The 12,489-nt window shown below is 67.1% G+C and carries 10 protein-coding genes; 6 read left to right on the forward strand and 4 right to left on the reverse strand.

The window, feature by feature from the left end; all coding sequences use genetic code 11:
• Window positions 1-25: 25 nt before the first annotated feature.
• On the reverse strand, window positions 26-1,540 hold the full coding sequence (locus tag QX048_RS10310) for an ATP-binding protein (RefSeq protein WP_315750236.1): 1,515 nt from the start codon (window positions 1,538-1,540) through the stop codon (window positions 26-28).
• A gap of 233 nt (window positions 1,541-1,773) precedes the next feature.
• Here QX048_RS10310 and QX048_RS10315 point away from each other — a divergent pair, with 233 nt between their 5' ends.
• Entirely contained in the window at window positions 1,774-5,466 is a 3,693-nt protein-coding gene (locus QX048_RS10315) for a PAS domain-containing protein (RefSeq protein WP_315827125.1), read from the forward strand.
• Complete coding sequence (locus QX048_RS10320; RefSeq protein ID WP_315717853.1) at window positions 5,459-5,842, forward strand: response regulator; 384 nt, start codon at window positions 5,459-5,461, stop codon at window positions 5,840-5,842. The genes QX048_RS10315 and QX048_RS10320 overlap by 8 nt, the downstream gene beginning before the upstream one ends.
• 27 nt (window positions 5,843-5,869) lie before the next feature.
• On the opposite strand, the gene QX048_RS10325 is transcribed toward QX048_RS10320, so the two are convergent.
• Together QX048_RS10325 and QX048_RS10330 are read right to left on the reverse strand one after the other, a co-directional pair.
• A complete protein-coding gene (locus QX048_RS10325) occupies window positions 5,870-6,712 on the reverse strand; it encodes a MoxR family ATPase (RefSeq protein ID WP_315717852.1) in 843 nt (280 codons plus the stop codon).
• A gap of 97 nt (window positions 6,713-6,809) precedes the next feature.
• Window positions 6,810-7,055: a GlsB/YeaQ/YmgE family stress response membrane protein gene (locus tag QX048_RS10330; RefSeq protein ID WP_315717851.1), complete on the reverse strand. Its 246-nt coding sequence runs from the start codon at window positions 7,053-7,055 to the stop codon at window positions 6,810-6,812.
• A 115-nt stretch (window positions 7,056-7,170) separates the two neighbouring features.
• Here QX048_RS10330 and QX048_RS10335 point away from each other — a divergent pair, with 115 nt between their 5' ends.
• The 3 genes from QX048_RS10335 to sseA all read left to right on the forward strand — a co-directional run bounded on the left by QX048_RS10335 (window position 7,171) and on the right by sseA (window position 9,832).
• The gene (locus QX048_RS10335) at window positions 7,171-8,346 is read left to right on the forward strand and encodes a VWA domain-containing protein (protein ID WP_315827124.1); all 1,176 of its coding nucleotides are present in this window, start codon (window positions 7,171-7,173) and stop codon (window positions 8,344-8,346) included.
• A 101-nt stretch (window positions 8,347-8,447) separates the two neighbouring features.
• A complete protein-coding gene (locus tag QX048_RS10340) occupies window positions 8,448-8,861 on the forward strand; it encodes a rhodanese-like domain-containing protein (RefSeq protein ID WP_315717849.1) in 414 nt (137 codons plus the stop codon).
• A gap of 113 nt (window positions 8,862-8,974) precedes the next feature.
• A complete protein-coding gene (gene sseA, locus QX048_RS10345) occupies window positions 8,975-9,832 on the forward strand; it encodes a 3-mercaptopyruvate sulfurtransferase (RefSeq protein WP_315827123.1) in 858 nt (285 codons plus the stop codon).
• Between the two features lie 14 nt (window positions 9,833-9,846).
• On the opposite strand, the gene QX048_RS10350 is transcribed toward sseA, so the two are convergent.
• The gene (locus QX048_RS10350) at window positions 9,847-10,797 is read right to left on the reverse strand and encodes a hypothetical protein (RefSeq protein ID WP_315827122.1); all 951 of its coding nucleotides are present in this window, start codon (window positions 10,795-10,797) and stop codon (window positions 9,847-9,849) included.
• A 430-nt stretch (window positions 10,798-11,227) separates the two neighbouring features.
• Between QX048_RS10350 and QX048_RS10355 the strand changes: the two genes are divergently transcribed.
• A complete protein-coding gene (locus QX048_RS10355) occupies window positions 11,228-12,466 on the forward strand; it encodes a L,D-transpeptidase (protein WP_315717846.1) in 1,239 nt (412 codons plus the stop codon).
• Window positions 12,467-12,489: the final 23 nt, after the last annotated feature.

Consider the following 12,489-nt stretch of genomic DNA (forward strand, 5'->3'; position numbering starts at 1 on the left):
CGCCCGGAGCGATTCGGGCGCATCCTCAAGATGACGAGGTGACGAGACCTTCGGGTGCTGCGTCGTCGGCATTGGGATCGCCGGGCGCCGTCGCCCAGGCAAGTTCGACCAGGGTGACGATGCGGCGGCCGGCGCCGTCGAGCTGGCACACAATGAGGCCCTGGTCCTCGATATAGGTCAGCAGGCGCTGCGCCCGGCGCAGCGAATGCGAGCCATAGGCGCGGGCGATCGCCGCATCGCTCGGGCAGGGGCGGCCGTCCTTGGCGGCGCGGGCGATCATCATGAACACGCCCTGCATGTCCTCAGGCAGCAGCGAGGCGCGCAGCGTGACGTCCTGCCAGCCGGCATCGTCGGCCGTCTCGTCGCCGCCGAGCCCGGCGCGGGCGCGGGTCAGCATGCGGCGGAACTCGTTGAGGTCGGGCACGGCCGTGCCCAGCCCCTCGATGCGGCAGCGGACGACGAATTCCTGGTAGAGCACGCCGACGGCGCGGAAGCCGGCGTCGGGCTCGGCCAAGACCGCGCGCAGCACGCGCTCGACGCGGGCTTTGCGTTCGGCGAGCTCCTCCTCGCTGACGGCGGGTGCTGGCGGTTCGGGGCGCAGCTCGAGCGCGGCGGACTTCGCCGCCATGAGCTGGTCGAGCAACTCCGGTTGCGGCTTGCGCTGCGGCCGCGCGTTGGTCTCGGGCGGCGGTGCGGCGAGAATCACCGCGCGGGCGTCCTCGAGCGAAGCCTCCGGCAGCGGCATCAGCCGCGGCGTTGCATTGCGCGGCTTGGTATCGGTCGGGCCGATGCGCAGGCCGAGTGGACGGCGCGACAGCGCGGGCCCCAAGGCCATGAACTGGCCGCGCTCGAGGTCGCGGAACGCCTCCGCCTGGCGCCGCTCCATGCCGAGCAGGTCGGCGGCGCGGGCCATGTCGATGTCGAGGAAGGTGCGGCCCATCAGGAAGTTCGAGGCCTCGGCCGCGACATTCTTGGCGAGCTTCGCCAGTCGTTGCGTCGCGATCACGCCCGCCAGCCCACGCTTGCGGCCGCGGCACATCAGGTTGGTCATCGCGCCGAGCGAGGCCTTGCGGGCCTCGTCGGAGACTTCGCCCGCGACGGCCGGTGCGAACAGCTGAGCTTCGTCGACCACGACCAGCATCGGGTACCAGTGGTCGCGGGAGATCTCGAACAGGCCGTTGAGAAAGGCGGCCGCGCGCCGCATCTGATTCTCGGCGTCGAGGCCTTCGAGGTTGAGCACCGTCGAGACGCGATGCATCCGCGCCCGTTCGCCGGCGACCTGCAGCGCGCGCTCGGTGTGGTCCTCGGCCGCGATCACGAGATGGCCGAATCGCTCAGCCAGCGTGACGAAGTCGCCCTCCGGATCGATGATCGTCTGCTGCACCCAGGGCGCGCTCTGCTCCAGCAGGCGACGCAGGAGATGCGACTTGCCGGAGCCGGAATTGCCCTGCACCAGGAGCCGGGTCGCCAGCAGTTCCTCGAGGTCCAGGGCCGCAGGCGATCCCGCCGCCGTCTGCCCCATCTCGATTGCAACCGTCATGTGCCCCGACTCAAGCCCGCTTCACGCAGAGGCTGGCGCTTAACAAGCGCGGGCGCGCACGTCGAGCGTTTGCAATGGACTGTCCCAGATTGCGGGATGGGCTGTGGATGGTTCGCAGATGGAACCCGATCGCGGGCTGCCCAGTTCCCTGTCGACGCGCCTCTTGCCGTGAGGGCCGGTGCTTGGCGCCCGCGCGCATTTGACGGTACTGTGCGGCGAAAAAGGGGCCAGAAGTGAACGAGCATTCGGATGCCGGTCACGCGACGTTCAAGGCGTTCGCGCGCGGAGCCGACTTCCTGCAGGGGGGCGGGGAGATGGGGGCGCTCATGCGCATCCATGATTGGTCGCGGACGCCGTTGGGGCCGCCCGAGAGCTGGCCTCAGTCCTTGCGCACTTCGATCAGCACCTGCCTGGACTGCGCGTTCCCGATCCTGATCTGGTGGGGCCCGGAGCTCGTCATGCTCTACAATGACGAGTATCGCCTGATCCTCGGCTCGCAGAAGCATCCCGCGGCGCTGGGGGCGCCAGGGCGCGCGGTATGGTCCGAGATCTGGGAGGTCATCGGCCCGATGCTGCGGCACGTCGTTGGGCTTGGCGAAGCGACCCGCTCACGCGATATGCGGCTGTTCATCGACCGCCACGGCTACTTGGAGGAGACCTATTTTTCGTTCTCCTATTCGCCGATTCGCGATGAGACCGGCGGCGTCGGCGGCGTCTTCACCCCCGTCATCGAGACGACGGCCCGGGTCGTGGGCGAGCGCCGCATGCGGACCTTGCGCGATCTCGCCGCGCGCGGCCGTGCCGACGGTCTGGCGCATGCTTGTCGCGAAGCCACCGACGTCCTCGCCGAGAATCCGCATGATGTCCCGTTTGCGCTGATCTACCAACTCAGCGAGGATCAGCGATCGGCACGGTTGTTGAGCGCCGCGGGGGGGCACCCGGACAGTGCAATCGCGCCGGCGCAGATTGCCCTCGACTGTGACGGGCTGTGGCCGATCCGGGCGGCGGCGCGCGCGGTGGCGCCGATTCGCGTCGTGCTGGATCGTGGGAAATTTGCCGGCGTGCCGACCGGCGCATGGCCCGAGCCGCCACAGCTGGCGCTGGTGCTGCCGGTTGCGACGGGCCGGGAGCAGGCGACGGCGATCCTGATCTGTGGCGTCAATCCGCGCCGCGCCCTCGATGCCGAGCACCAGGGCTTCTTCGATCTGATGGCCGCTCAGCTCGGCAGCTCCTTTGCGGAGACGCTGGCCTATGAACAGGAGCGGCGCCGCGCAGAGGCGCTCGCCGAGATCGATCGGGCCAAGACCGCGTTCTTCACCAATGTCAGCCACGAATTCCGTACGCCGCTGACGCTGATGCTCGGTCCGCTCGAAGATGTCCTGCTGCGGTCGCAGGCCTTGCCGCCTGCGGATCGCGACCGGTTGGAGATCGCCGAGCGCAATGCCTTGCGGCTGCTCAAGCTGGTCAACACGCTGCTGGATTTCTCGCGGATCGAGGCCGGCAGGATGCAGGCGGTCTACGCGCCGGTCGACCTCGCGAGCCTGACCGCGGAGATCGCCAGCACCTTCCGCTCGGCGATCGAGGCCGCCGGCCTCAGGCTGATGGTGGATTGCCCGCCGCTGCCGGAGCCGGCCTATGTCGATCCCGAAATGTGGGAGAAGATCGTCCTCAACCTGCTGTCCAACGCGTTCAAATTCACCTTTGCGGGCGACATCGAGGTCCGGCTCGTCACCTGCGATCGTCATTTCGAACTGAGCGTGAAGGACACCGGGACCGGCATCCCGCAGCACGAGCTGCCGCGGCTGTTCGAGCGTTTCCATCGCGTCGCCGGCGCGTTCGGCCGCACCCATGAAGGCTCGGGCATCGGGCTCGCGCTGGTGCATGAGCTCGCCAAGCTGCACGGCGGATCCGTCGCAGCGACCAGCGAAGCCGGGCAGGGCAGCACGTTCGCGGTCAGGATTCCCAGGGGACGAAGTCATCTGCCGTTCGACCAGGTCGACGCGGCGCCAGCGCAGGAACCGATCCTTCGCGGTGCGCGGCCCTTCATCGAGGAGGCGTTGCGCTGGCTGCCGGATCCGCCGCCGCTCGACGCGCATGCCGTTCCGGACATCGACATCACCACCCTGTCAGCCGACAGGGCCGGGCCGCGCCCCCGTATCCTGCTGGCCGACGACAATGCCGATATGCGCGACTATGTCCGCCGCCTGCTCGCCACGCGCTACGATGTCGAGACCGTCGCCGATGGTGAAGCCGCGCTCGCGGCCATCGCCCGCGACAAGCCCGACCTCGTTCTGTCTGATGTGATGATGCCGCGCATCGACGGCATGCAGTTGCTTGCGCGGCTGCGCGCCGATGAACGGGTCGGCACTATCCCGCTGATCCTGGTGTCGGCCCGGGCCGGAGAAGAGAGCCGCGTCGAAGGCATGGAGGCCGGTGCGGATGACTATCTCATCAAGCCGTTCAGTGCGCGTGAACTGCTGGCGCGCGTCGAGGCGCATCTCAAGATGGCCCGTCTGCGTGCCGAAGCGACGGAGCGGCTGCGCGCCAGCGAGGAGCGCTATCGCGCTTTCGTAACCGCGAGTTCCGACGTCATCTATCGCATGAGCCCCGACTGGCGGGAGATGCGCCAGTTGCAGGGCAAGGACTTCATCGCCGATACAATGAACCCGAGCCAAGGCTGGCTCGCGAAATACATTCATCCGGACGATCAGGCGCAGGTGACTGCGGCGATCAGCAGGGCGGTCGCGACGAAAAGCATGTTCGAGCTGGAGCACCGTGTCATCCGGATCGATGGCAGCCTCGGTTGGATCCATTCGCGCGCCATCCCCATTCTCGGGCGTGACGGCGAGATCATCGAGTGGTTCGGGACGGCGCGCGACATCTCCGAGCAGAACAAGGCCGAACGGGAGTTGCGCAAGAGCGAGGAGCGCCTGCGCAGCGCGGTCGAGGTCGGTCGGCTCGGCCTGTGGGACTGGAACGTCGCGACCGGCGAGGTCTACTGGTCGGACGAGCACTTCCGCATGGAAGGCTATGGCGTTGGCGAACTGACTCCGAGCTACGAGGCCTGGGCGGCACGCATCCATCCCGACGATCGTCCCGCAGCCGAAGCCGCGCTTCACCGCGCGATGGAGGCGCACCAAGAGTATGTCAGCGAGTTTCGCGTGGTGCATCCGGGCGGCGCAATTCGCTACCTCTACGGCCGTGGGCGCTTCTTCTATGACGACGCGGGACGACCGATCCGCATGACCGGCGCCATGGTCGACGTGACCGAGCGGCGTGAATGGGAGGAGCGGCAGAAGGTGCTGGTGGCCGAACTGCAGCATCGCACCCGCAACCTGCTGGGCGTGGTCCGCTCGATGGCCGACAAGACGGCGCGCGCCAGCACCGATCTCGGCGATTTTCGAGCTCGCTTCCGTGATCGGCTGGATACGCTGTCACGCGCCCAGGGCCTGCTGTCCCGCCTCAAGGAGCATGATCGCGTCACCTTCGACGATCTGATCCGTAGCGAGCTGTGGGCTGTCGCCGGCGGTTCGGAGCGCATCGGGCTGTCGGGGCCGTCCGGCGTAAGGCTGCGGTCGTCGACCGTTCAGACCCTTGCCATGGCGCTGCACGAGCTCGCCACCAACGCGGTCAAGTATGGCGCGCTGGCGCAGCCGTCGGGCCGGCTCTGCGTGGTCTGGTCGCTCGAGCGCGAAGGCGCGGAGGGACAGCCCTGGCTGCATATCGAGTGGCGCGAAAGCGGCGTCGACATGCCGCCGCCAGCCACGATGCCCAGCGGCACGGGGCAAGGGCGCGAGCTGATCGAACAGGCCTTGCCCTATCAGCTCAGCGCGAGGACCTCGTACGCCTTCGAATCCGACGGTGTCCGTTGCACGATATCGATTCCCGTTTCGCTCACCACACTGGAGCTCGAGGATCATGCCTGAACGCTCGCTTCGCGACCGTCATATCCTCATCGTCGAGGACGAGTACATGCTTGCCGACGAGCTGCGCTGCGCCTTCGGCGACGCCGGCGGCACGATCCTGGGCCCGGTCGGAACCGTCCCCGACGCGCTCGCCTTGATCAAACGCGAGGGGCGGATCGAAGGCGCCGTTCTCGACGTGAATCTGCGCGGCGACATGGCGTTTCCGGTTGCCGATCTGCTGGTCGAACGCGGCGTGCCCTTCGTCTTCACCACCGGCTATGACGAATCGGTTATTCCGGACCGCTTCTCGAAGATCCTCCGCTGCGAGAAGCCGATTGCCGTCGATGGGATCATGCGCGCGCTCGGACGCCTGATCAAGAAGACGGCGCCGCAATGACGCGCCGGTCGGATGGAGCTGGGCGCCTCACACCTCGCGCCGGCTGAGGAAGGCGAGCCGCTCGAACAGGTGGACGTCCTGCTCGTTCTTGAGCAGCGCACCGTGCAGCGGCGGGATCAGCTTCCGCGGGTCGCGCTCGCGCAGCTGCTCAGGACCGATGTCCTCGTTGAGCAGCAGCTTGAGCCAGTCGAGCAGCTCGGAGGTCGACGGCTTCTTCTTCAGGCCGGGCACGTCGCGGACCTCGAAGAAGATGCGCAGGGCCTCCTCGACCAGTCGCTTCTTGATGTTCGGGAAGTGCACGTCGACGATGCGGCCCATCGTATCCGGATCGGGGAACTTGATGTAGTGGAAGAAGCAGCGGCGCAGGAACGCATCCGGCAACTCCTTCTCGTTGTTGGACGTGATGATGACGATCGGGCGCAGCTTCGCCTTGATGGTCTCGTTGGTCTCGTAGACGTGGAATTCCATCCGGTCGAGCTCGAGCAGCAGGTCGTTCGGAAACTCGATGTCGGCCTTGTCGATCTCGTCGATCAAGAGCACCGGTCGCTGCTCGGCCGTGAAGGCCTCCCACAGCTTGCCGCGCTTGATGTAGTTCTTGATGTCGGACACCCTGGAGTCGCCGAGCTGGCTGTCGCGTAGCCGCGAGACGGCGTCGTATTCGTAAAGGCCCTGCTGCGCCTTGGTGGTCGACTTGATGTGCCAGGTGAGCAGCGGCGCGTTGACGGCCTTGGCGACTTCCTCGGCCAGCACGGTCTTGCCCGTCCCCGGCTCGCCCTTCACCAGCAGCGGGCGCTCGAGCACGATCGCCGCATTGACGGCCACTTTGAGGTCGTCGGTGGCGACGTAGTCCTGGGTGCCGGTAAATTTCATTGCGTCTCGCTCATCGTTCGAACTTGTGTTGAGTGGCTACAGAGCGGCAGCGCCGCTGCGGCCTTAAGATGATGGCTGCCATCGGAAGCAGAAATAATCAAGCGCGCCTGATCAATGAGAGGATCACGAGCACGATGACGGCGCCGATCGTGGCGTCCAGGATCGCCCCCAGCGTGCCGCTGGCGAGCGCAATGTGCAGCGCCGGCAGCACGTAGCTTGCGACCAGCGCGCCGATGATGCCGATGACCATGTTGCCGATCAGGCCGAAACCTGCGCCGCGCACGATCAGCCCCGCCAGCCAGCCCGCGACGGCGCCGATGATCAGTGCTGCAATAATACCCATCAAAGCCCCCATTCCACCTGTTGTTCCAGGGATTGTAGAGCAAAATGCCGGCGGGTCCAGCGTGGGGCGTGGAGCGGCCCTTGACGCGCCCTCCCAGCCGCGCGATCTAATGGGCATGTTCCTGCAATTCTTCACAGCACTGCGCGATGCGCAGGTCCCGGTCTCCTTGCGTGAATATCTCACGCTGATGGAGGCGGTCGACGCCGACCTCGCCGAGCATTCGGTCGAGAACTTCTACTATCTCTCGCGCACCGCGCTGGTGAAGGACGAGCGCAATCTCGACAAGTTCGATCGCGTATTCGGCACCGTGTTCAAGGGGCTGGAGAACCTGCTCGACGCGATGGAGAAGGCCGAGATTCCCGAGGAATGGCTGAGGAAGCTGGCCGAGAAATACCTCACCGAGGAGGAGAAGAAAGAGATCGAGGCCATGGGCTGGGACAAGCTCATGGAGACCTTGAAGAAGCGCCTGGAGGAGCAGAAGGGCCGTCATCAGGGCGGCAACAAGTGGATCGGCACCGCCGGCACCTCGCCGTTCGGCGCCTATGGCTACAACCCCGAAGGCGTCCGCATCGGCCAGGAGAAGAACCGCAACAACCGCGCCGTGAAGGTGTGGGACCGGCGCGAGTTCAAGGATCTCGACGGCAATGTCGAGCTGGGCATCCGCAACATCAAGGTGGCGCTGCGCCGGCTGCGCAAGTTCGCCCGCACCGGTGCGCCCGACGAGCTCGATCTGGACACCACGATCCGCGAAACCGCCAACCACGGCTATCTCGACGTGCACATGCGTCCCGAGCGGCGCAATGCGGTGAAGGTGCTGGTGTTCTTCGACATCGGCGGCTCGATGGATTCCCACGTCGCGCAGGTCGAGGAGCTGTTCTCGGCCGCCAAGAGCGAATTCAAGCACATGGAATATTTCTACTTCCACAACTGCCTCTACGAGGGCGTGTGGAAGCAGAACAAGCGGCGTTTCACCGACCGCACGCCGACCTGGGACGTGCTGCACAAGTACCCGCACGACTACAAGGTCGTATTCGTCGGCGACGCCTCGATGTCGCCTTATGAGATCATGGTGCCCGGCGGTTCGGTCGAGCACGTCAACGAAGAGCCGGGGTCGGTGTGGCTCGACCGCGTCATCCGCACCTATCCACACGCGGTGTGGCTCAATCCGGTGGCGCAGAAGCACTGGGACTATTCTGAGTCCACCACCATCATTCGCCGCATCTTCTCCGAGCGCATGTATCCGATCACGATTGAGGGATTGGAAGCGGCGATGAAGGAGCTGGTCCGGTAGGCAGTCCCGTCATTCCGGGCGGTTCGGTCCTGACCGACCACCCCGAATGACGAGGTCGAAACGGCGCCGCGCGACGGCTGGACACGACGAAGGAAGAAGGCATGCCCCAGACCATCACGCGCGGCATCAAGGCGCTGCTCGATGAAGCCAACGCCGAGATCGAGACGCTCTCGGCGGCTGAGGCGATCGCGGCGGCGAAGCGCGACGATGTCGTGATCGTCGATATCAGGGATCCCCGGGAGATCGAGCGCGAGGGCAGGATTCCCGGCGCGTTCTCGTGCACCCGCGGCATGCTGGAGTTCTGGATCGACCCGCAGAGCCCCTACGCCAAGCCGATCTTTCAGCAGGACAAGACGTTCATCTTTCATTGCGCCGGCGGCCTGCGCTCGGCGCTCGCGGCCAAGACCGCACAGGACATGGGTCTGACGCCGGTCGCCCATATCGGCGGCGGCTTCGCGGCGTGGCGCGACGCCGGCGGGCCGGTCGAGGCCTGGGCGCCGAAGAAGAAGGATTGATCGCTGCCCATCCCGCGCGGACTTGACCCGCGTGTCCATCGCTTCGACAAGGTGGATCGCCGGATCTCAAGTCCGGCGATGACGACTGAATGTGAAGTCCGGAGCTCTTGCGCATGACCACCCACGACGACCCTCTCGTCTCCACCGACTGGCTCGCTGCGCATCTGGGCGATCCCAAGGTGAAGGTGCTCGACGCGACCTTCAAGATGCCGGGTGTGCTGCCGCTGCCGAAGGACGATTATCTGAAGGCGCACATCCCCGGCGCCGTGTTCTTCGACGTCGACGAGGTCTCCGACCATTCGAATCCGCTGCCGCACATGTATCCGAGCGCCGAGCAGTTCGGCCGCGACGCGGGCCGGCTCGGCGTCAGCAATGGCGATACGGTCGTGGTCTATGATTCCGGCGGCTGGGTCGCCGCGCCGCGCGCCTGGTGGATGTTCCTGTCATTCGGCCACACGGATGTGCGCGTGCTCGACGGCGGGCTGAAGAAGTGGATGGCGGAGGGGCGCCCGGTCGAGAGCGGACAGGTCACGCCGGCGCTCGGCACGTTCAGCGCGAAGTTCGATGCCGCGCGCGTGCGCCGGATCGAGCAGATGGTTGCCAATCTCGCCGGCAATGCCGAGCAGGTGATCGATGCACGGCAGGCGCCGCGCTTCGCGGGCGAGGTCGCCGAGCCGCGGCCCGGCCTCCGATCCGGCCATATCCCCGGCAGCCGAAATCTGCCTTATGCGGAGCTGTTTGACGCGGCGACCGGCGTGATGAAGCCGCTCGACCGGTTGCGCGAGGCATTCGGCGCCGCTGGCGTCGATCTCGCCAAGCCGATCGTCACCTCCTGCGGCTCCGGAGTGTCGGCGGCCGTGCTGACGCTGGCGCTCTATCGTCTCGGCATCCGCGACACCGCGCTCTACGACGGCTCGTGGTCGGAGTGGGGCATCGAGAACGGTCCGCCGGTTGCGACGGGGCCGGCCTGATCGGCTGGCTCCGCCTATCGCGTGCGCGGCCCGGCAGCCTGCTGGCCGACCGCCTGCGGTTGACCAAACGGCTGCTGTCCGAATGGATCGGGGAAGGCAGTCTGTTGCTGCTGGGCGGCAGCGGCTTGCCGAGCCGACCGGAGCCGCTGGGCGATGCGCCGCTGCTTGGCGCGGCGCGCAGCGATCTGCTTCTCCCGGGCCTGGCGCTTCTTGAGGATGCTCCGGCGCAACTGAACGCTCGCGACCTTCACCGAGGCACGATGCTCGCTGGCGGCAGGCCGCTCCTGATGAGCCGGCTGTTCGGCCAGCGCGGCGAGCTTGGCCGCGATCGGATCGAGCACCGCCGGAACGGGCGCGAGCGCGGTTGAAGCGACGGCTGCGGTCGTCATCATCGGATCGGCGCTGGCGATGACCTGAGGAACTGGCGGCGGTGGTGCGACCACGGCGGCCGCCGTTTCGCTCGACGCCCGCGGCGGGGCCGGCGCTGCAGTCTCGGGCGAGCTGTCCATGCTCGGCCTGTCGGACGCTTTTTCGACCGGAGCGACGATCGAAGCGGTCGTGTCCGGAATGGGGCGCTCCGGCTTGGTGCTCTCGATCCGGTCGTTCGTCGCGGACGCGGTCGCGACAATGGCGGAGGTGCGGGACGTGTCGACCGTTTCCGCGGGCAGCGAGGGCGTCGGCACGTCGGTGGCCACCGCAACGGGTGTCACTTCGGGCGCTTCTGTGAGCGGCGCCGCCGTCGACGGCGCGCTCGGCTGTTCGGACGTTGCCGGGGCAGCATCGGCCACGACCGGCGGCGGCGTCACCGGCGGTGTCGGAATCGAATCCACCCGCAGCACTGCGAGCACCGGCGTGGGCTCGGCCGGCGGTAGGAACGTCGTGAAGCCCGACGCCTGAGTCGTGCGCCAGGACGCGTTGCTGGCGAACTGCTCGTGGGCGGCGCGCAACAGGGCCGCGGCGCCCATGCCGAAGATGGTGAGAGAGATGGAACAGACGATCGCGGCGACCAGAAAACGAAAGCCGGGAAGCATTGACGGTAACTCTCGCCACGGCAGCGGGGACTGCCGAGACATTCGAGCCAGTAGGGAACGCGGTGATCACAGGGAATAGCCGCGTTCGCGACGAGGCCGGCTTCTGCCGTGCATCGCGAATCAGGCTCAGGTCAGAATACCGGAAGTGTTCCCGCCCGCTCGGCAAATCACGGCATCGATAGGGCCTGCGGGGGCTTCGCCGCACTTTTTCGGCGGCGTGAGACTTCCGTGCAACGACGGAGACATGATCACAAATTGCCGAAGTCGGGCCGCTCTGGCCGGAATTGTCTTGAATGCGCCGCTATCTTCGGCCATCTGGCACAGCAAAGGTCCCAATCGGCGGCTTGGGGATACTGCAAGGGCGATGATGATCAGACAAATCCTGACGGTTTGCGCGGTCGCGGCAGCGGGCGTGACGGCAACTTCGTTTGCCGAGGCACAGCAGGTCTATCAGACCGCGCCTGGAGCGTATTCACCGGCGCCGACGCCTTACCCGGCCGACGCGCGCGGGCAGGGGCAGGATTTTGACGCGCTCGACGATGAGGATGCGCCCGGCAATTCCGCGGCGTTGCCGCCGCCCGGCCCGGTGATCTCGCCGGACGATCCGCGCTACGGTCGTCCAGCCAATGCGCCGGTTTATGGTGCTGCCGCTCCGACCGGTCCCATCCTTTCTCCCGACGATCCCCGATATGGACGTCCGGCCGGTGCGACGGTCTATGGAGCCGCTCCGACCGGCCCGGTGATGTCCCCGGATGATCCGCGGTATGGCCGCCCGGCTGGTCCGCCCCCGGTGATCTACGGTGATCGTCCCGCCTCCAGCCAACAGGCCTATGGTGGCGCCTATGGCAACAGCGCGCCCGGTGGCGACGCAGGCGCGCCGCGGCCGCCCGGCGCCGTCGGTGGCGCTCCCGCCGTCGCGGGCGCGGCGCAGGCCCCGTCCGCCGGAGATCGTCCGATGACGGTAGCAGCTCTGCCGCCTGAGGAACAACCCGACGCGGCGCCAGCGCCGCTGCCGGCGAACCTGCGCCGCCAGGAGGTCGACTTCGTCACCAAGGAGCCGCCGGGAACGATCGTCGTCGATACGCCCAACACCTACCTCTATCTGGTGCTCGGCAACGGCCGGGCGATGCGCTACGGCGTCCGCGTCGGCCGCGAAGGCTTCACCTGGACCGGCGTGCAGAAGATCACCAAGAAGACCGAGTGGCCGGACTGGTATCCGCCGAGCGAGATGATCGAGCGGCAGCCCTATCTGCCGCGCTTCATGGCCGGCGGGCCGGGCAATCCGCTCGGTGCCCGCGCGATGTATCTCGGCTCGACCGTGTACCGCATCCACGGCACCAACCAGCCGTCGACGATCGGCAAGTTCGTGTCCTCCGGCTGCATCGGCATGCTGAACGACGACGTCGCCGACCTGTTCGACCGGGTCAAGGTCGGCACCCGCGTGGTCGTGATGCCGGGCGGTGCGCCTCCGGGTTCCGGCAAGAACATGGCTGCTGCCGCGGCCTCTCCGGCTCCGGCGCCCGTCCAGGCCCAGGCGACTGTGCCGGCGGCTGGCCAGCCCGCCAACATGCAGCCGCTGCCGCCGCCGGTGACGATCCGCTGAGGCGGGCGTGGTGCGCGCTGATT

This window comes from Bradyrhizobium sp. SZCCHNS30572 (assembly GCF_032484415.1).
Classification (GTDB): Bacteria; Pseudomonadota; Alphaproteobacteria; order Rhizobiales; family Xanthobacteraceae; genus Bradyrhizobium.

What these genes read in the sequence shown, in the direction of transcription:
- QX048_RS10310 (WP_315750236.1), bottom strand. Translation starts at nt 1,540, where the DNA reads ATGACGGTTGCAATCGAGATGGGGCAGACGGCGGCGGGATCGCCTGCG.
- QX048_RS10320 (WP_315717853.1), top strand. Translation starts at nt 5,459, where the DNA reads ATGCCTGAACGCTCGCTTCGCGACCGTCATATCCTCATCGTCGAGGAC.
- QX048_RS10325 (WP_315717852.1), bottom strand. Translation starts at nt 6,712, where the DNA reads ATGAAATTTACCGGCACCCAGGACTACGTCGCCACCGACGACCTCAAA.
- QX048_RS10330 (WP_315717851.1), bottom strand. Translation starts at nt 7,055, where the DNA reads ATGGGTATTATTGCAGCACTGATCATCGGCGCCGTCGCGGGCTGGCTG.
- QX048_RS10335 (WP_315827124.1), top strand. Translation starts at nt 7,171, where the DNA reads ATGTTCCTGCAATTCTTCACAGCACTGCGCGATGCGCAGGTCCCGGTC.
- QX048_RS10340 (WP_315717849.1), top strand. Translation starts at nt 8,448, where the DNA reads ATGCCCCAGACCATCACGCGCGGCATCAAGGCGCTGCTCGATGAAGCC.
- sseA (WP_315827123.1), top strand. Translation starts at nt 8,975, where the DNA reads ATGACCACCCACGACGACCCTCTCGTCTCCACCGACTGGCTCGCTGCG.
- QX048_RS10350 (WP_315827122.1), bottom strand. Translation starts at nt 10,797, where the DNA reads ATGGGCGCCGCGGCCCTGTTGCGCGCCGCCCACGAGCAGTTCGCCAGC.
- QX048_RS10355 (WP_315717846.1), top strand. Translation starts at nt 11,228, where the DNA reads ATGATGATCAGACAAATCCTGACGGTTTGCGCGGTCGCGGCAGCGGGC.